16 protein-coding genes are annotated in these 17759 nt (G+C 59.1%); 7 read left to right on the forward strand and 9 right to left on the reverse strand.

The window, feature by feature from the left end; all coding sequences use genetic code 11:
* Positions 1-199: 199 nt before the first annotated feature.
* Both rpsI and rplM read right to left on the reverse strand, forming a co-directional pair.
* A complete protein-coding gene (gene rpsI / locus M5G20_RS21510; RefSeq protein WP_003228056.1) occupies positions 200-592 on the reverse strand; it encodes a 30S ribosomal protein S9 in 393 nt (130 codons plus the stop codon).
* A 14-nt stretch (positions 593-606) separates the two neighbouring features.
* On the reverse strand, positions 607-1035 hold the full coding sequence (gene rplM / locus M5G20_RS21515; RefSeq protein ID WP_007917032.1) for a 50S ribosomal protein L13: 429 nt from the start codon (positions 1033-1035) through the stop codon (positions 607-609).
* 245 nt (positions 1036-1280) lie between these two features.
* Here rplM and M5G20_RS21520 point away from each other — a divergent pair, with 245 nt between their 5' ends.
* Entirely contained in the window at positions 1281-2321 is a 1041-nt protein-coding gene (locus M5G20_RS21520) for an NADP(H)-dependent aldo-keto reductase (RefSeq protein WP_273920751.1), read from the forward strand.
* 92 nt (positions 2322-2413) lie between these two features.
* On the opposite strand, the gene M5G20_RS21525 is transcribed toward M5G20_RS21520, so the two are convergent.
* A complete protein-coding gene (locus M5G20_RS21525) occupies positions 2414-3550 on the reverse strand; it encodes an acyl-CoA dehydrogenase family protein (RefSeq protein ID WP_273920752.1) in 1137 nt (378 codons plus the stop codon).
* Positions 3551-3696: 146 nt separating this feature from the next.
* Between M5G20_RS21525 and M5G20_RS21530 the strand changes: the two genes are divergently transcribed.
* The 5 genes from M5G20_RS21530 to M5G20_RS21550 all read left to right on the forward strand — a co-directional run bounded on the left by M5G20_RS21530 (position 3697) and on the right by M5G20_RS21550 (position 10192).
* The gene (locus M5G20_RS21530; protein ID WP_160390378.1) at positions 3697-4692 is read left to right on the forward strand and encodes a GlxA family transcriptional regulator; all 996 of its coding nucleotides are present in this window, start codon (positions 3697-3699) and stop codon (positions 4690-4692) included.
* Positions 4693-4881: 189 nt separating this feature from the next.
* On the forward strand, positions 4882-6828 hold the full coding sequence (locus M5G20_RS21535) for a flavin monoamine oxidase family protein (RefSeq protein ID WP_273920753.1): 1947 nt from the start codon (positions 4882-4884) through the stop codon (positions 6826-6828).
* A gap of 197 nt (positions 6829-7025) precedes the next feature.
* The gene (locus M5G20_RS21540; protein WP_273920755.1) at positions 7026-7913 is read left to right on the forward strand and encodes a nitrilase family protein; all 888 of its coding nucleotides are present in this window, start codon (positions 7026-7028) and stop codon (positions 7911-7913) included.
* A 17-nt stretch (positions 7914-7930) separates the two neighbouring features.
* The gene (locus M5G20_RS21545; RefSeq protein WP_273920756.1) at positions 7931-9136 is read left to right on the forward strand and encodes a hypothetical protein; all 1206 of its coding nucleotides are present in this window, start codon (positions 7931-7933) and stop codon (positions 9134-9136) included.
* A gap of 78 nt (positions 9137-9214) precedes the next feature.
* Positions 9215-10192 (forward strand): asparaginase, encoded by a 978-nt coding sequence (locus M5G20_RS21550; protein ID WP_273920757.1) that lies wholly within the window; start codon positions 9215-9217, stop codon positions 10190-10192.
* 189 nt (positions 10193-10381) lie between these two features.
* On the opposite strand, the gene zapE is transcribed toward M5G20_RS21550, so the two are convergent.
* The 3 genes from zapE to M5G20_RS21565 form a co-directional block, all read right to left on the reverse strand.
* A complete protein-coding gene (gene zapE / locus M5G20_RS21555) occupies positions 10382-11476 on the reverse strand; it encodes a cell division protein ZapE (RefSeq protein WP_150733875.1) in 1095 nt (364 codons plus the stop codon).
* A 90-nt stretch (positions 11477-11566) separates the two neighbouring features.
* Positions 11567-12922 carry a tryptophan--tRNA ligase gene (locus tag M5G20_RS21560; RefSeq protein ID WP_273920758.1) on the reverse strand — a complete coding sequence of 452 codons (1356 nt, stop codon included), beginning with the start codon at positions 12920-12922 and terminating at the stop codon, positions 11567-11569.
* Positions 12923-12946: 24 nt separating this feature from the next.
* Complete coding sequence (locus M5G20_RS21565; protein ID WP_273920760.1) at positions 12947-13576, reverse strand: alpha/beta hydrolase; 630 nt, start codon at positions 13574-13576, stop codon at positions 12947-12949.
* A gap of 144 nt (positions 13577-13720) precedes the next feature.
* On the opposite strand from M5G20_RS21565, the gene M5G20_RS21570 reads away from it, so the two are divergent.
* Positions 13721-14155 carry a YhcB family protein gene (locus tag M5G20_RS21570; protein WP_047533043.1) on the forward strand — a complete coding sequence of 145 codons (435 nt, stop codon included), beginning with the start codon at positions 13721-13723 and terminating at the stop codon, positions 14153-14155.
* A gap of 85 nt (positions 14156-14240) precedes the next feature.
* On the opposite strand, the gene M5G20_RS21575 is transcribed toward M5G20_RS21570, so the two are convergent.
* The 3 genes from M5G20_RS21575 to M5G20_RS21585 form a co-directional block, all read right to left on the reverse strand.
* Positions 14241-15626: an aspartate aminotransferase family protein gene (locus M5G20_RS21575; protein ID WP_273920761.1), complete on the reverse strand. Its 1386-nt coding sequence runs from the start codon at positions 15624-15626 to the stop codon at positions 14241-14243.
* A gap of 11 nt (positions 15627-15637) precedes the next feature.
* The gene (locus M5G20_RS21580) at positions 15638-17110 is read right to left on the reverse strand and encodes an NAD-dependent succinate-semialdehyde dehydrogenase (RefSeq protein WP_273920762.1); all 1473 of its coding nucleotides are present in this window, start codon (positions 17108-17110) and stop codon (positions 15638-15640) included.
* A gap of 140 nt (positions 17111-17250) precedes the next feature.
* Positions 17251-17730: an Lrp/AsnC family transcriptional regulator gene (locus M5G20_RS21585; RefSeq protein ID WP_273920763.1), complete on the reverse strand. Its 480-nt coding sequence runs from the start codon at positions 17728-17730 to the stop codon at positions 17251-17253.
* Positions 17731-17759 lie beyond the last annotated feature (29 nt).

Raw genomic sequence — 17759 nt, forward strand, 5'->3', positions numbered from 1 at the left:
AAAATTTTGCCGAATGGTAATGAAAAGCCCCAATTCTGACAAGGTAATTACCCCGAGGCACCACTGCCAAGCCTTGCAGTATAGGGGGTCTACGGATGTGGCAAGTTGTCACAGCGCAATTCTTTGATAAATCGCACGCATAAAAAAACGCCCGGTTCCGTGAGGAAACCGGGCGTTCTTTTTTGAACGTGGAAGCGAATTAACGCTTCGAGTACTGCGGACGCTTACGCGCTTTACGCAGACCAACTTTCTTACGTTCAACTTCACGAGCATCGCGGGTTACGAAGCCGGCTTTACGCAGAGCGCTGCGCAGAGTCTCGTCGTAATCCATCAGAGCGCGAGTGATGCCGTGGCGGATTGCGCCAGCTTGACCACTTACACCACCACCGATCACGGTGACGTAGATGTCGAATTTCTCGACAGTCTCAGTCAGCTCCAGCGGCTGACGAACTACCATGCGGGCAGTTTCGCGGCCGAAGAAGTTATCCAGCGAACGGTTGTTGATGGAGATGTTACCAGTACCCGGACGCAGGAAAACGCGTGCGGTTGCGGTCTTGCGACGGCCAGTGCCGTAATTTTGAGTCGCCGACATAATGTACTATTCCGTTAAAACTTCAGTTCTTGGGGCTGCTGAGCAGTATGTGGGTGTGCAGCGCCCGCATAGACTTTCAGCTTACGGTACATGTCGCGACCCAGTGGGTTTTTAGGCAGCATGCCTTTAACCGCGGTCTCGATCACGCGCTCAGGGGCCTTGGCGATCAGCTTTTCAAAGTTGATCGACTTGATGCCGCCCGGGAAACCGGAGTGGGAGTAGTACATTTTGTCAGTGGTTTTAGCACCGGTAACACGGATCTGCTCAGCGTTGATTACGACGATGTAGTCGCCGGTGTCAACGTGAGGAGTGTACTCAGGCTTGTGCTTGCCACGCAGACGGCTCGCGATTTCGGTGGCCAGACGACCCAGGGTCTGACCAGCAGCGTCGACGACAAACCAGTCGCGCTTTACTGTTTCCGGTTTAGCAGTAAAAGTTTTCATTCTTTATAGCCTCAGGGGCCGCCCTGTAAATTAGACGGCGGATCTTACTGAATAGTGCGTACTTTGACAAGTCAAAGGCAGCCGGATACAGACGCTTTCGGGGGCTCGGGTCGGCGCGTCCGTTCAACGGCAAGATTCTTCGGCGGCGGCGCATCACTTCCACTGCAGAAAGAGGTGCGCAATTATGCAGATTGCGAAAAATAATTCAACCTGCTTTTATGATTGTTTTGCCCAAGGAGCACCCGATGGACTATCGCCAGCTAGGCCGGACCAATCTGAATGTGAGTGCCCTCTGCCTCGGAACCATGACCTGGGGCGAGCAAAACAGCGAGGCAGACGCCTTCGCCCAGATCGAGCGGGCCAAGAGCGCCGGGATCAACTTCATCGACACCGCCGAGATGTATCCGGTGCCGCCCAAGGCCGAAACCTACGCCACCACCGAACGCTACATCGGCAATTACTTCAAAAGCCGCGGTGATCGTGCCGACTGGATCCTGGCCAGCAAGATCGCCGGCCCCGGCAACACCATCGACTACATCCGCGACAAAAACCTGCGTCACAACCGACAGCACATCACCGAAGCCGTGGATGCCAGCCTCAAGCGCCTGCAGACTGACTACATCGACCTGTACCAGTTGCACTGGCCGGAACGCAGCACCAATTTCTTCGGTCAGCTGGGCTACAAACACAAGATCGAAGCCAACCTGACGCCACTGGAAGACACCCTCGAAGCGCTGGACGAACAGGTCAAGGCCGGCAAGATCCGCCATATCGGCCTGTCCAACGAAACACCGTGGGGCACCATGCGTTTCCTCGCCCTCGCCGAAGCCCGTGGCTGGCCGCGCGCGGTGTCGATCCAGAACCCGTACAACCTGCTCAACCGCAGCTTCGAAGTCGGCCTGGCGGAAATCGCCATCCGCGAACAGTGCGGCCTGTTGGCCTATTCGCCGCTGGCGTTCGGCTTCCTGTCGGGCAAGTACGAAGGTGGCGCGCGTCCGCCAAAAGGTCGACTGAGCCTCTACAGCCGCTTCAGCCGCTATTTCAACCCACAGTCGGAAGCCGCCTGCAGCCGTTATGTGGCATTGGCCCGTGAGCACGGCCTGGACCCGGCGCAGATGGCGCTGGCGTTTGTGACCCAGCAACCGTTCGTGACCAGCAATATCATCGGCGCCACGACGCTCGAGCAGCTGGACAGCAACATCGCCAGTTTTGATCTGAAACTTTCGGACGAAGTGCTGGAAGGGATCGAGGCGATTCACAAGGATCATCCGAATCCTGCGCCTTGATTGATCCATAGATTCCTTCGCGAGCAGGCCCGCTCCCACAAGGATCAAGCTGTACCTGTGGGAGCGGGCTTGCCCGCGATGGCATGCCCCGATCAAAGCGACCTGGCAATGATCTCCTTCATGATCTCGTTGGTCCCGGCATAAATCCGCTGCACACGCGCATCCGCCCACGCCCGTGCAATCGGGTATTCCCACATGTACCCGTAGCCGCCATGCAGTTGCACGCATTCGTCGAGTACTTGGCATTGCAGGTCAGTGCCCCAGTACTTGGCCATCGCCGCCGTCGGCACGTCGAGCTTGCCTTGCAGGTGCAGTTCCAGGCAGCGATCGACGAAGACCCGGCCGATCTGGATTTGCGTCGCCATCTCCGCCAGTTTGAATCGAGTGTTCTGGAAGTCGGCAATGGCCTTGCCGAATGCCTTGCGATCACGGGTGTAATCCAGCGTCCATTGCAGCGCCGCTTCGGCCGAAGCCAGACCGCCAATGGCCACGGTGAGGCGTTCCTGCGGTAATTCCTGCATCAAGTAGGCGAAGCCCATCCCGGCCTGGCCCAGCAGGTTCTCCTTCGGTACGCGCACATCCTGGAAGAACAACTCCGAGGTGTCCTGAGCCTTCATCCCGACTTTTTCCAGACGCTTGCCCTTTTCGAACCCCGGCGTGTTGGCTTCAACCAGGAACAGACTTGTGCCTTTTGCCCCCGCCTTCGGATCGGTCTTGGCCACGACAATGACCAGGTCCGCAAGAAAACCGTTGGTGATAAAGGTCTTGGAGCCGTTGATCACGTACTCATCACCCTCGAGCACCGCCGTGGTTTTCACCCCTTGCAGGTCAGAGCCCGCGCCCGGCTCGGTCATGGCGATGGCCGTGACCATTTCCCCGGAGACCAGTTTCGGCAGGTATTTGTGCTTCAGCACTTCACTGCCGTAATGCAGGATGTACGGCGCCACGATGTCCGAATGCAGCGAGAAGCCGATACCGGTCAGCCCCAGGCGCCCCACCTCTTCGATGACGACGGCGCTGTAAAGAAAGTCTGCCCCCAGGCCTCCGTATTCTTCCGGCAGGTGCGAGCACAACATCCCCGCCTCCCCTGCCTTGTTCCAGAGTTTGCGATCGATGTAACCCTGTTTTTCCCATTGACCATGGAATGGCACCGCCTCTTTTTCGAGGAAAGTCCGCACGCTGTCACGGAAAAGTTCGTGCTCGGAACTGAACAGGGTTCTCGGGATCATGCGGCACCTTTTCATTGTTTTTAGAAGGAGTTGACCTTCAGAGACTATGCCTCGCTTCCGATACAGGACACTGGACACATCCGACAAAAAATAAGACGATCCAGCCGTCTGGTGACCACTTCCCCCTATAAAAATAAAGTTGAATTATGTCTAACCAAGCCTCCACGCCATTACGGCGCGTCAGCATCCTGGCCATTGACCGGGTTTTCGCTTCCACCCTCCTGCAAGCCAAGGATTTCTTCCATCTCGCCAGCCTGCGCTACGGCAAACAACTGGGCCAGGGCCTGACTCCGGCGTTCGAGACCCGTCTGGTCAGCCCCGACGGCAAACCGGTCAATACCTTCAGCGACGTGATGATCCCGGTCGATGGCGGACTGGAAAACGCTGACATCATCGTTCTTCCCGCGTTCTGGGACGATTTCGACAGCCTCTGCAAACGTTACCCGCAAGTCCTGCCCTGGTTGCGCCAGCAACATGCGCGCGGTGCGGTACTGTGCGGCGAAGCGACCGGTGTGTTCTGGCTGGCCGAAGCGGGATTGCTCAATGGCAAGGAAGCGACCACTTACTGGCGTTTCTTCAATGCCTTCGCCGAACGCTTCCCGCAGGTTCAACTCAATCAGGACAAACACCTGACCGACGCCGACAACCTGTACTGCGCCGGCGGTACCACGTCGGCATGCGATCTGTACATTTACCTGATCGAGCGCTTCTGCGGCGCCAATGTGTCCCAGGCCGTGGCGCGGGACATTCTTTACGAAGTGCAACGCAGCTATTCGCCGGGGCGCATCGGCTTCGGCGGGCAGAAGTTGCACCAGGACGTGATCATCCTGCAGATCCAGCATTGGCTCGAAGAACACTTCGCCGACAAGTTCCGCTTCGAAGACGTCGCCCGCGAGCACGGCATGAGCATCCGCAACTTCATGCGCCGTTTCCAGACCGCCACCGGCGACAAGCCGTTGCATTATCTGCAACGCCTGCGCATCGAAACCGCCAAGGGCCTGCTGTCCGGTAGCCGCAAGAGCATCAAGACCATCAGCTACGAAGTCGGCTATGACGATGCGAGCTTCTTCGCAAGGCTGTTCCGCCAGCACACGGAACTGTCGCCGAACCAGTATCGGCAGCAATTCCAACAAGCGGCTTAAACCCATAGCCCGCCTTCTGCGGGAGCGAGCCTGCTCGCTCCCGCAGGGCACCTCGGTGTACTCACTTTCCTACGCAAAACCCGGAATACGGAGCGCCGACGAACCCGTTTTGGCTCATGTACGCCCACCCCCCAAATCTCCAACATACGTCCCTGCAAACATCATCAATGCTGACAAGGACGTTCAACAGTGACTATCGGATCAAGCTACAACTACCCCGCATTCGTGGCCAAGGCCGCCGCCCGTACAAAGCGCGCTACAGCCAACAAATGGGCTGCTCGTTTTCCCAGTCCACCGGACTTGTGCTTCGACTATCGAGCGCTGGTCGAGCAGGAAAACGGCATCGCCAAGGCAACGGACCCAGGTCATAGAATCTGCATCATCGGAGCCGGAGTAACCGGCCTGACCGCCGCCAGAGAGCTCTATCGCTGCGGCTTCACCCATATCACCCTGATCGAACAATCCAGTCGGATCGGCGGCCGGCACTTGACCGTTCCTGGCAGCCGGCATTCATCGCAAAGCCACACACCGTTTGAGATGGGCGCCATGCGCATGCCCTTCTTCAATCGGGCGGACGAGCCGCCGACGGCAGGTCGTTCGTTGATGGCTTACTACGCCCAGGCTTTCGATTTGTCGTTTTCCGATTTTGCCAATCCGGGCAGCCAGTGGGTGGCCTCCACCGGGATCTATCTCCGTGAAGGCAGCATGGGCGACGCCCCCAGCCCGCAGATGCTGATCTGGAAAAACCTCGATGGCCTCACCCCGCCGCCCGGCGAGAACCTGCAACGGGTGTATGCCAAGTGGAAGGCTTTTGCCGATCGCATGACGCAACAGGTTGCCGAGATTTATGCCAGTGCTGAGTGGGAGTCGATGTGGGCGGCCATCGTCAAAACGTATCAAGGCGTTTCATTTCGAGATTTGGTCAGCATGCCGGTCTTGCCGGCCTGGGACAGGCACGCGCCGGGTGATTTTGGCGGGATGGGCATGTCCCCCGAGGAGTCAGCGATTTTCTATGCCATCGGTATTGGCGACGGCAGCTGGGGGGCCTTTTACGACGTTTGTTGCCTCTATCCCCTGCGTACCGCCATTTTTGGTTTTAGCAGCCAGTTGCAACTGATCCACGGCCGAGTGGACTCAATGGGAAACCCGCTGGATGCACCGCACCTGAACAGCGAAGCCGTTTTTGATTCAACGGGACGGCGTTTCGACCGCCCCCGCTACATCGGCCTCGCCGCGCTGGACGAATGCCTGTTGTTCATGAAAATCGATGAAACCGGAAAGTCCGTCTACGAACATAGCCGCGAACGAACCCATGGTTTGCTGACGGACTCATCCGTCACCAGACTCAAAAAACTGGCTAACCAGCAAACCCGCGTTTACTTCAACGGCAATCACAGCCAACCCAAAGAAACCCGGGAACACTTCGAAGACTTTGATTCAGTCATCGTGACCCTTCCGTCCTGGTTGATCGAAACCCGGATCAGGCTTGAAAACTTCACGCAAGAGATGCTGCCGTTCGAGACGATCAACGCCTGGAAAACCGCGCACTGGGAAACCAGCTGCAAAGTCTATGCACCGCTGAAAAAATCCTTTCTTTCAAAAAACACCACCATCCCGCAAGCCATCGTCACCGACAGTTTTATCCACGACGTCTACACCTACCGCTACAACGAGAACTACAGCTATGACTGCATCCTCCTGAGTTACACATGGGAGGACGACGCGACCAAACTCGCCTCGTTCAGCGATAAAGAGTTGGTCACCCAGTGCGCTGAAGAGCTGGACCGCATCCTGATGAACGCCGCCAATATCCAGGAAAAAATCTCCCCTTACATCGGCATTGATCAAGCCGTGGTCCAGCGCTGGATCACCGATAAAAACTCACTGGGCTGCGCAAAGCTTTACCGGCCCGGCACCTATTACGATGCGGTCAGCCTGATGAAGTACAACAGGGACTACGCGCATGTGTCAGGCCTGTATTTTTCCGGTGAATCATTTTCGGTTGACGCCGGCTGGACCGAGCCGTGCTTTCGCGGCGCCGTCGATGCGGTTATTCACATTTGCAACAAAACCGCTGCGACGTTCAACGGCGGGTTTGCCATGAGCGACTATCCGCACTACCAGCTCAAAGCCTGATTCCATCGCCTCTCCAGAGCCATGCGCGACCTGCATTGGCTCTGCTTCGGATCCGATATCAAAAACCCCGCCCCTGCATCTTCGGACAAGGACTACACCCTTAACGGAAGCTGCTGACTTACGAGCACAGCCCGATTCAACTCTTATAAACACGCAGTTCAACAGCGTGAAAAAACAATAAAAAGAGGTTATCGGGAATGAGCGAGTCAACGAGTCCTGTTCGTGTAGCAGTCGTGCAATTCGATCCACAAGTGGGCGTTGAAAAGTGTGAAGGCAATCTGCGGCGCAGCCTGGAATTGGCGCTGGAAGCGGTAAACGGCGGCGCGAATCTCATCGTGCTGCCCGAGCTTTGCAGCACCGGGTATTTCTTCAGCAACCGGCAGGATGCCTTCGACCATTCGGAGGCCGTTCCCGAGGGGCCTAGCGTGCAGGTCTGGATGGACTTCGCCCGCGAGCACAAGGTTTACCTCGTGGCCGGCCTGACCGAGCGCGACGGCATGCAGCTGTTCAACACCGGTGTTCTGGTCGGCCCGGAGGGGTTTATCGGCAAGTATCGCAAAGCCCATTTGTGGAACCTGGAGAAGCTCTGGTTCACACCGGGCAACCTCGGCTTCCCGGTTTTCGACACCCCCATCGGCCGTATCGGTTTGTTGATCTGCTGGGACATCTGGTTCCCGGAAGTGCCACGAATCCTCAGCCAGCAAGGTGCGGACATCATTTGCAGCCTGAACAACTGGGTGTGGACACCACCGCCGCTGTTCGATGATGCCGGCAAGTGCATGGCGTCGTACCTGACGATGACCGCGGCCCACGTGAACAACGTGTTTATTGCAGCGGCGAGCCGGATCGGCGAGGAGCGTGGCGCTCGCTATCTCGGTTGCTCGCTGATTGCCGGGACCAACGGCTGGCCGATTGGCCGGGTGGCATCGGCGGACCAGCAGGAAATCCTGTTTGCCGATATCGACCTGACCAGCTCCCGCAGCGCGCCGATCTGGAACAGCCTGAACGATCTGCATCGCGACCGTCGAGCCGATCTCTACGACCAGATGCTCGGTTACACCCAGCACCCATGTCTCCCACGCTGATACAGGAGACATAAAACATGGAGATCACCCCTGAGAAAAACCGGCTTGCGCAACGATCGCCGGTTGATACCGCGATCATTCTGCTGATGATTGGCACGGCGCTGCTGATCATCTGGCTGTCTTTCACCAACCGTACTTTCTGGGAAGCCCACTGGCCAGGCTACAGCGACATGGTGTCTGCGCTTCCGCAGCCGAGCGCCTGGTTACGCTGGGTAATTGGCGACATCAGCGAAGTCGCTTTCTATAAACACGAGTTCGCCTCAATCGGGTTGTTGGCGGGCGCCTATCTGGCCTACTGGGCAAACCGGACGGGAAAATCCTGGCAAGGTTTTGCCATCTGCTACGGGACCGGTTTGTGGCCATGGCTGATCACCAGCTCATTGCTGGGCCTGCTGCTGAGCAATCTGCTGTGGGGCTGGACGGTGACGGCCAACAGTTGGCAACCGACCTTTGTCGCGTTCGTTTCACTGCCGGCGGCGATGGTGCTGATGTTTGGCGGCGGCTGGAAGGTTACGATCAATGGCGCAATCATGGGAGCCGTACTCGTCACGCCGATCTGTCTGCTGATGGTCAATTACGTGTGCAACCCGTTGGGCTTGCCCGTGGTAATCGGCAATGTCTCGGGCATGGCGATCGCCAGTGTGATTGCCTTTTTGCTCTGTCGCTACCTGCCGAGCCTGGTGAAGTCCGCGGAATCGGACCTTGCCGAGAAGCCCTGCGAAGCGCCTCCCGCCAACACCCGGACGCCGGATTACGGCGTCATCTGGACCCTGCGCCGGATCCTTGCCGATTTTTCCGAAGCGCCATTCTTCGGCAACGAACTGGCCAGCATCGGGTTGATCCTGGGGGCATTACTGGCCTACAGCTTGAACCCCTCGAGCCCGGTCTACGGTTCAGGCTTGCTGCCGCAACTGATCGGCGCCCAGGCGTTGACCTCGGCCATCGGCATCATGATCTGGCGTCGACAGTGGATGTTGCGTGGCTGGTACCCCACCTACATTCCGCTGGTGTCCGTTGTGCCGGCGGCACTGTTGACCCACGGCGGCAGTTGGCAGGTCATCGCCTCAAGTGCATTGTTGGGCGCGTTGATCGCCCCGCCCCTGGCCTGTGCGATCGCCAAGCGGTTGCCGGCCGATATGCACGCCTACATCGGTAATGTCCTGTCCATGGCCATCAGCACGTTGCTGATCATCCCGCTGATCGGGTGGCTGATCGCCAACTGACGCACTCTGCCATTCGGCTGTATCGCGGCCTCAAAAGCGGATACAGCCCTTTCTCATCACAACCATGCGAGGTATCAAATGGACTTGCCCAAACTGGCCATCGCGGCGCTCGGCGGCACGGTGAGCATGCAAGCCAGGAATGCCGGTGAAGGCGTCATCCCGACCGTCAGCGGCGAAACCCTGCTGGCCTGCGTGCCGGAGTTGGCGACACTGGCCCGGGTCAGCGTCGAAACGCTCGGCCTGCTGCCCAGTGCCTCATTGAGCTTCGAGGCATTGCTCAGCGTCCTGTCCTGGGCGAAATATCAGGTGGAACAAGGCGCCTGTGGCGTCGTTATCACCCAGGGCACCGACACCCTTGAAGAAACCGCCGTGTTTTTTGATTACCTGTGGGATTGCGATGAACCGTTGGTCGTGACCGGTGCCATGCGATCGGCAAAACAGGCCGGCGCCGATGGTCCGGCCAATCTGCTGGATGCCTGCCGTGTTGCCCTGGCCGATAGCAGTCGACAGCGCGGCGTTCAGGTGGTGATGAACGGGCAGATTCATCAGGCTGACTGTGTACGCAAAACCGATTCGCTGGCCTTGCAGGCTTTCTCCTCCCCGGTTTTCGGCCCCGCCGGGCTGCTCGTGGAAGGCGTGGTTCGTTATTCCCGTCCGCCGGCCGAGCGCCGATGTTTACCCTTGCCGCAACACACCACGCAGAAGGTGGCACTGCTGGAGGCGTCGCTTTCTGCCGATACGCTGTTATTGGAAAACATCCCGAAGCTGGGTTACGACGGGTTGGTGATCGCTGGCTTCGGCGCCGGGCACGTCTCGGAAAGTTGGGCCGCAGTGATCGAGCAGCTTGCCGACAAAATCCCGGTGATCGTTGCGACCCGCACCGGTTCCGGCTCCACTGCGCAAGCCACCTACGGCTTTATCGGCAGTGAGATGGACCTGATTCGCAAGGGCGCACACATGGCAGGATTTCTCTGCCCGCGCAAAGCGAGAGTCCTGCTGTGGTTGCTGCTTGGCGGTGAGCGGCAGCATGAGCTGGCGCGCTATCTGACCACATGAAAACCGCTTTCAAAATTGACGCATGACCCTGTGGGAGCGGGCTTGCTCGCGATAGTGGTGTGACTGACCCACCGCGTCGTCGAAATCGCCAGCAAGCCGGCTCCTACAGACCTTGTCGAGTCAGCAGCAAGGGTGACAGCCATAAAAAAATGGCCTGCAATCGCAGGCCATTTTTTGTCATCCGAAATCCTACGGCTTGTGCGCCCGGGACAGGAATTCGTGGGACTGCATTTCCAGCAAGCGACTCAACGTACGCTGGAACTCGAAGTTCAAGCGGCCGCCGGTGTACAGATCCTTGAGTTCGACTTCAGCAGAAATGATCAGCTTCACGTTACGGTCGTAGAACTCGTCGACCATGTTGATGAAGCGTCGGGCGATGTCGTCGGTGGTGACGCTCATCTGCTCGACACCGCTAAGCAACACGGCGTGGAAAATCTTGCCCAGTTCGATGTAATCGTTCTGGCTGCGCGGGCCGTCGCACAATTCGCGGAACTCGAACCACGCCACGTCATCGCAGGTGCGCAACGCACGGATTTCGCGGTTCTCGATCATCAGCACGTCGTTCTCGACCGCGGCGGTGCATTCCGGCGTCAGTGCGCGGAAGCTCTTGCGCAGGCTTTCGTGGGCCGCTTCGTCGAGCGGGAAGTGGAACAGTTCCGCTTGTTCGAGGTGACGCAGACGGTAGTCGACGCCGCTGTCGACGTTGACGATTTCGGTGTTCTGCTTGATCAACGCGATGGCCGGCAGGAAGCGCGCACGTTGCAGGCCGTCCTTGTACAAGCCGTCCGGCACGATGTTCGACGTTGCGACCAGGGTCACGCCGTTTTTGAACAGTTCTTCCATCAGCGTGCCGAGGATCATGGCGTCGGTGATGTCGGAAACGAAGAATTCATCGAAGCAGATCACCCGGGATTCGGTGGCGAAGCGCTTGGCGATGATGGTCAGCGGGTTCTTCTCGCCGCCGAGGGTCTTCATCTCTTCGTGCACACGCTTCATGAAGCGGTGGAAGTGAGTGCGAGTCTTTTCCTTGAACGGCAGCGCTTCGAAGAAGGTGTCGACCAGGTAAGTCTTGCCGCGACCTACGCCGCCCCAGAAGTACAGGCCCTTGACCGGGGTCTGATCCTTTTTGCCAAACAGTTTGCCCAGCAGGCCCGGCTTGTTTTGCTCGGCTGCGACCAGATCGTCGTACAGGCGCTGCAAATGACGCACGGCAGTTTCCTGCGCGGCATCATGGAAGAATTCCGGGCGTTTCAGATCAGCTTGATATCGTTCTAGGGGCGTCATAATTCGTTAGCAAGGCAACAAAAACGGGCCGTCACTGTAGCGACGGCCCGCAGGAATGGCAATCGGCCCTTGGTATGGCCGTGCCGCTGTTTATTCCTGAACCGGGGTCAGGGCAATCCGCAAAGCTGCAATGGCCGCGTCGCGAGCAGGGCTGTCGGCGAAGGCCGGGCTGTCGGCGACACACTCGCCTTCGAGCCAGACGCTAAAGCTCAGGTCTTCATTGCGCACGTCCAGAGGCTGGCCCGATTGCAGTTGCTTGGTCACCTGACCTGCGGTTTTGCCGTCGGCGAAATGGCGCGACAACAGCAGTTGTTCGCCATCGGCCGCCAGCAGACGGAAGCGGAAACTGCCGTCGTCTTCGCGGAAGCTGACAAAACGCGGCGCTTTCGCGGCTTTCTTCTTGGTGGTGGCCGCCACTTGGGTCTGGGCCACGAACGAACGCAGGCCTACGGCTTCACGCAATTGGTTGAGGAACGGCGTCGCCACCGCGCGGGCTTTTTTCGCGCCATGTTGCAGGATGTCTTCCAGGTCCGCCGGGCGCTCGATCAACTGGTGATAGCGCTCGCGGGACTCGCCCAGATCGCTGTCGAGCAACTGGAACAGACGATTTTTCGCCTCGCCCCAACCCAGGCCGTCCAGCAGTTCACTGCGGAACTCGTCGGCTTGCGCTGGAGTGGCGAACGCCTGGAACAGAGTGAACAGATGCGAGTTGTCCGGATCTTTCGCTTCGCCCGGCGCACGGGAGTCGGTGACGATCCGCGAAATCGCGTCCTTCATCTCTTTGGCGCTGCTGAACAACGGAATGGTGTTGTCGTAGCTCTTCGACATCTTCCGGCCATCGAGACCCGGCAGCGTGGCGACGCTTTCTTCGATCAGCGCCTCGGGCATGGTGAAAAATTCTTTGCCCTGACCGAACAGATGGTTGAAACGCTGGCCGATATCACGGGCCATTTCCACGTGCTGGATCTGGTCGCGACCGACCGGCACCTTGTGCGCGTTGAACATCAGAATGTCGGCGGCCATCAGCACCGGGTAGCTGTACAGGCCCATGGTGATACCGGCATCCGGGTCTTCGCCGGTTTCGACGTTCTTGTCCACCGAAGCCTTGTAGGCGTGGGCGCGGTTGAGCAGGCCCTTGGCGGCGACGCAGGTCAGCAACCAGGTCAGTTCGGGGATTTCCGGAATGTCGGACTGGCGATAGAAGGTCACGCGGTCCACATTCAGGCCACCGGCCAGCCAGGTCGCGGCGATTTCCAGACGCGAGCGCTGAATGCGCAGCGGGTCATCGCACTTGATCAGGGCGTGGTAGTCCGCCAGGAAGTAGAACGAGTCGGCATTGCTGTCACGGCTGGCCAGGATCGCCGGGCGAATGGCACCGGCGTAGTTGCCCAGGTGCGGCGTGCCGGTGGTGGTGATGCCGGTGAGGATACGGGTACGAGTCGTCATGGGTAATCGCTTGTCAGACTGCAATCAATTCGAGAGACGCGGCAGGATCAGATCCTTGAGATCGGTCAGCTTGCCATGAAAAAAGTGTCCGCATTCTGCCACTTTCAGCAGCTCATGGGGACGTTCAAGCGCGTCGGACCATTGGTAAACCAACTGCGGATCGATCACTTCGTCGGTTTCCGGCTGGATCAGGGTCAGTTCGCCGTGCTGCGGCAGTTGATCCTGCGCGCCCAGACGCATGACCGCCGGTGCGACCATGAACAGGTGCTTGATCTGTTCGCCCTGCGCTTCCAGGCGTCCGCCGAGACTTGCTGCAACAAAACCGCCAAAGGAGAAACCGAACAGGGTCAGCGGCAAATCCGGGTGTTGGCTGCGAAACCATTCAGCCACGGCCTGGGCATCGTCGACTTCACCGGTGCCCATGTCATGGCTGCCTTCGCTGGCGCCGACGCCACGGTAGTTGAAGCGCAAGGTAATCAAACCGGCATCGCGCGCGGTGCGTTGCAGGGTCGAGACCACTTTGTTGAGCATGGTGCCGCCCTGCACCGGGTTCGGATGGCAGATCAGCGCCAGGCCGCGCGGCTGCTCATTGTCGAGGTAAAGGGCTTCCAGTTGGCCGACTGGGCCATCAATCACTACAGGGGTTTCACGCATAAGCAAGGAAGGAACTCCGTGACCCCGGATCGGGTCGACTCGTCTAGCAAATTGTCTGTGGCTGTCTATTGCGAGCGAATCGCGGTATACAGCGCAGGTTCGAGCCGTTAACGTAAAGCAAAGCCGTTTATAGAGGAAGGACTCGTGGAACACTCGCTCTTAGTTTGGTTGTTGCCGACTCTTGCCCTGGTTGTGGGTGTCGCCATTGGTTTCCTGATCGCTCGCCTGGCGCCGAATGCCGCGCCGAGCAGCACACAACGTCAGCTGGACGATATTCAGGAACGTTTCGACAGTTATCAGAACGAAGTGGTGACCCACTTCAACAGCACTGCGACACTGGTCAAGAAACTGACTCAGAGCTATCAGGAAGTGCAGGATCACCTCGCCGAGGGCGCCAACCGCCTGGCCCTGGACGAGCAGACCCGCCAGCGCCTGCTGGCCTCCTTGCACGCCGACGCGGCGCAGGCCCCACGGGAACGCCTGACGCCACCGCGCAATCAGGAACCACCGCGCGACTACGCGCCAAAAGCCCCAAACGCACCGGGCATGCTCGATGAGCATTACGGCCTGAAGAAGTAATCAGGTTTCGCGCGACACAAAAAGCCCCCGGACAAATGGTTGTCCGGGGGCTTTTTGGTTTTGATGCGGTTTCGCGAGGCGGGGATCAGCCAAGCACTTCACTGGCGACCTGATCAATCGCGCCTTTGGTGATCTCGACAATCAGGTCCGCCTCGGCCTCGGTCAGGATCAGCGGCGGGGCAAAACCCAGGATGTCGCCATGGGGCATCGCTCGCGCAATCATTCCGCGTTCCAGGCAGGCCGCAGACACTTTCGGACCGACCTTCAAGGCCGCATCGAACGGCGTGCGCTGTTCACGATCGGCCATGAACTCGACCGCCGCCAGCATGCCATCACCGCGCACTTCACCCACCAGCGGATGGCCCTCGAGGGTTTCGCGCATCCGCCGGTTCAGATAAGCGCCGACCTTGTCGGCATTGGCCGTGAGGTTTTCCCGCTCCAGGATATCGAGGTTCGCCAGTGCCGCTGCCGCGCAGATCGGATGCCCGGAATACGTCCAGCCATGGCCCATGGCACCTTGGGATTCGGAGGCTTTTTCGATCACGTTCCAAACCTTTTCGCCGACGATCACCGCCGACAATGGTGCATAGGCACTGGTCAGGCCTTTGGCAGTCGTGATCAGGTCCGGACGCATGCCATAACGCTGGCTGCCCATCTTCGAACCCAGGCGACCAAAGGCGCAGACCACTTCGTCGGCGATCAACAGCACGTCGTATTTGTTCAACACCGCCTGGATCGCCGCCCAGTAACCGGCGGGTGGAACGATGATGCCGCCCGTGCCCATCAGGGGTTCGCCAATGAAAGCCGCCACAGTGTCCGGGCCTTCGGCGAGGATCATTTTTTCCAGCTCGTCGGCGCAATAACGGACGAACGCGGCTTCATCCATGCCGGTCGGCGCCTTGCGATACCAATGCGGGCACACGGTGTGCTTGATGCCTTCGGCCGGCAGATCGAAATGCTGATGGAAACTCGCCAGGCCGGTCAGGCTGCCGGTCATGATGCCCGAGCCGTGATAACCGCGATCGCGGGAGATGATTTTCTTCTTCTGCGGGCGACCGAGCACGTTGTTGTAATAACGCACCAGTTTGATCTGGGTTTCGTTGGCGTCGGAACCGGAGAGGCCGTAATAGACCTTCTTCATGCCTTCGGGCGCCCAGTCGATGATGCGGCTCGACAGCTCGATGATCGCTTCGGTCGAGTGCCCCATGTAGGTGTGGTAGTAGGCCAGTTCCTTGGCTTGCTTGTAGATCGCATCGGCCACTTCGGTGCGGCCGTAGCCGATGTTCACGCAGTACAGGCCGGCGAAGGCGTCGATCAGTTCACGACCTTCGTGGTCGCGGATGCGGATACCCGAGGCCCCTTTGATGATGCGTCCCTTGAGTGCGCCGCTGGCGTGGTCATGGGCGTGAGTCGAAGGGTGCATGAAGTGCGCACGGTCTTGTTCGAACAGCGAGTCGAGTTCTTGGTTCATGGCATGTCTCCTTAGAACTGGCCTTGATGGTGCAGGCAAAAGTATTTGGTTTCGACAAAGGCTTCGAAGCCCTCGGTGCCGCCTTCACGGCCCAGCCCCGAGGCTTTCATGCCACCGAACGGGATCGGATGGCCGGTGAACTTGACGCCATTGACCGCGACCATGGCGTGGTCTAGTCGGCGGATCAGCGGGTAAATCAGGTCCAGGCGATTGGAACAAATGTAGGCGGCCAGGCCGTATTCGGTGTCGTTGGCCATCTCGACGGCCTGATCCAGGGTGTCGAACGGCATCACCCCGGCAATCGGCGCGAAGTTTTCTTCGCGGTAGATGCGCATCTGCGGGGTGACGTCGGCCAGCACCGTCGGCTGGTAGAACAAGCCGCCAAGGGCATGGGCCTCACCACCCACCAGGCGTTGCGCGCCGTGTTGCAGGGCATCGGCGACACGCTCGGCGGTGACGTCGAAAGCGGCCTGGTGCATCAACGGGCCGACATCAACCTGCTGCTCACGGTCGCCGACCATGGCCGGGCCGACGCGCAACTCACGCACCGCCGTGGCAAAACGGCTGAGAAATTCCGGGTACACCGCGCGATCGACCATGATGCGGTTGGCCGCACAGCAATCCTGGCCGGAAGTCTGGAACTTGGCGGCCACCGCGACTTTCACCGCCAGCTCGAGGTCGGCATCGGCGCAGACAATGAACGGCGCGTTGCCGCCCAACTCCAGCGCAACCTTTTTCACATCCTGGGCTGCGGCTTGCAGCACCAACTTCCCGACACGGGTCGAGCCGGTGAAACTCACCGAGCGCACGCGACTGTCCTGCACCAGGGTTTGCATGGCCATTTGCGGTTCGCCCAGCACCACGTTGAACACGCCGGCAGGGAAACCCGCTTCCTCGGCGAGTTGCGCCAGGGCGAACGCCGAGTACGGTGTTTCATGGGCCGGCTTGATCACCACCGTGCAACCGGCGGCCAGGGCGGCTGCGGCTTTGCGGGTGATCATCGCCGAGGGGAAATTCCACGGCGTCAGCAAGGCGCAAACGCCAACCGGCTCCTTGACCGTGCCCAGATGCGCCCCCGGAATGTGGCTGGGAATATTTTGCCCGTACAAGCGCCGGGCCTCTTCGGCAAACCAAGGAATGAAACTGGCCGCGTAGGCGATTTCGCCACGGGACTCGGCCAGGGACTTGCCCTGCTCCAGGCTGAGAATTCGCGCCAGGTCTTCCTGATGTTCAAGCATCAATGCCGCCCAGCGCCGCAGAATTACCCCGCGTGCCTCCAGGCTCTGTTCGCGCCAATCAGCGAACGCACGGTGTGCGGCATCGACGGCGCCGACGATTTGCGGCTGATCGAGCATCGGTACATGGCCGATCAGTGTTTGATCAGCCGGGTTATGCACGGCGATGCTGTGGCCGCTGTCACTGTGCACCCAATGGCCGTCGATGTAGCAAAGCGCTTTGAACAACAGTGGATGTTTGTAAGTCATGGCGTTCACTCCAATCCGTGTGCGTGGGAACCATGCTAGGGCAGCGAAGCCGTGGGGATTTGGCGTTTGAAGGGGGTATGGCAGGTGGTTTTTTCTGATTGGGCGGGGTCAATCGTGGATTTTTGTGGTTTGCGGTGATTTCAGGATTCTTGAGACAGCTCGGCCGGCAAAGCGCCGCCGGTCTTGATGGTCTTGGTGACGATGTAAGTGAAGTAGCGCTCGATGCCCAGATCATCCAGCAGCAGCTGGTCGATAAAACGCTGGTAATGATCGATGTCCGGTGCCTGGATCATTGCCATGTAATCGACACCACCGCCGGTGGCGTAACAGAACGCGACTTCGGGCGCGTCGCTCATGCGCTGCTCGAAGCGCCGCATGTCTTGCGCGGTGTGTCGGGCCAGGGTGATTTCCACCAACACCTGCTGGCTCTTGAACACCGCCCCCCAGTCGATCTGCGCGCGATACCCCTTGATCAGGCCGAGGGCTTGAAGTTTGCGCACCCGTTCCCAGGCCGGGGTTACCGAGAGATTGATCGCCTCGGCCAGGCTCGATTTGGTGATACGCCCGTCGTCAGCGAGGATCCGCAGGATTTTCAGGTCATAGCGATCGAGTTTGTGCATGGGCCGATGATCTCCTGATTGGATGGGAA

The organism is Pseudomonas sp. TNT2022 ID1044 (assembly GCF_028656895.1).
GTDB classification, from domain to species: Bacteria; Pseudomonadota; Gammaproteobacteria; order Pseudomonadales; family Pseudomonadaceae; genus Aquipseudomonas; species Aquipseudomonas reinekei.

Bases quoted from the DNA above. Each gene is read 5' to 3' on its own strand.
- rpsI (WP_003228056.1), bottom strand. From the start codon at position 592: ATGTCGGCGACTCAAAATTACGGCACTGGCCGTCGCAAGACCGCAACC.
- rplM (WP_007917032.1), bottom strand. From the start codon at position 1,035: ATGAAAACTTTTACTGCTAAACCGGAAACAGTAAAGCGCGACTGGTTT.
- M5G20_RS21520 (WP_273920751.1), top strand. From the start codon at position 1,281: ATGGACTATCGCCAGCTAGGCCGGACCAATCTGAATGTGAGTGCCCTC.
- M5G20_RS21525 (WP_273920752.1), bottom strand. From the start codon at position 3,550: ATGATCCCGAGAACCCTGTTCAGTTCCGAGCACGAACTTTTCCGTGAC.
- M5G20_RS21530 (WP_160390378.1), top strand. From the start codon at position 3,697: ATGTCTAACCAAGCCTCCACGCCATTACGGCGCGTCAGCATCCTGGCC.
- M5G20_RS21540 (WP_273920755.1), top strand. From the start codon at position 7,026: ATGAGCGAGTCAACGAGTCCTGTTCGTGTAGCAGTCGTGCAATTCGAT.
- M5G20_RS21545 (WP_273920756.1), top strand. From the start codon at position 7,931: ATGGAGATCACCCCTGAGAAAAACCGGCTTGCGCAACGATCGCCGGTT.
- M5G20_RS21550 (WP_273920757.1), top strand. From the start codon at position 9,215: ATGGACTTGCCCAAACTGGCCATCGCGGCGCTCGGCGGCACGGTGAGC.
- zapE (WP_150733875.1), bottom strand. From the start codon at position 11,476: ATGACGCCCCTAGAACGATATCAAGCTGATCTGAAACGCCCGGAATTC.
- M5G20_RS21560 (WP_273920758.1), bottom strand. From the start codon at position 12,922: ATGACGACTCGTACCCGTATCCTCACCGGCATCACCACCACCGGCACG.
- M5G20_RS21565 (WP_273920760.1), bottom strand. From the start codon at position 13,576: ATGCGTGAAACCCCTGTAGTGATTGATGGCCCAGTCGGCCAACTGGAA.
- M5G20_RS21575 (WP_273920761.1), bottom strand. From the start codon at position 15,626: ATGAACCAAGAACTCGACTCGCTGTTCGAACAAGACCGTGCGCACTTC.
- M5G20_RS21580 (WP_273920762.1), bottom strand. From the start codon at position 17,110: ATGACTTACAAACATCCACTGTTGTTCAAAGCGCTTTGCTACATCGAC.
- M5G20_RS21585 (WP_273920763.1), bottom strand. From the start codon at position 17,730: ATGCACAAACTCGATCGCTATGACCTGAAAATCCTGCGGATCCTCGCT.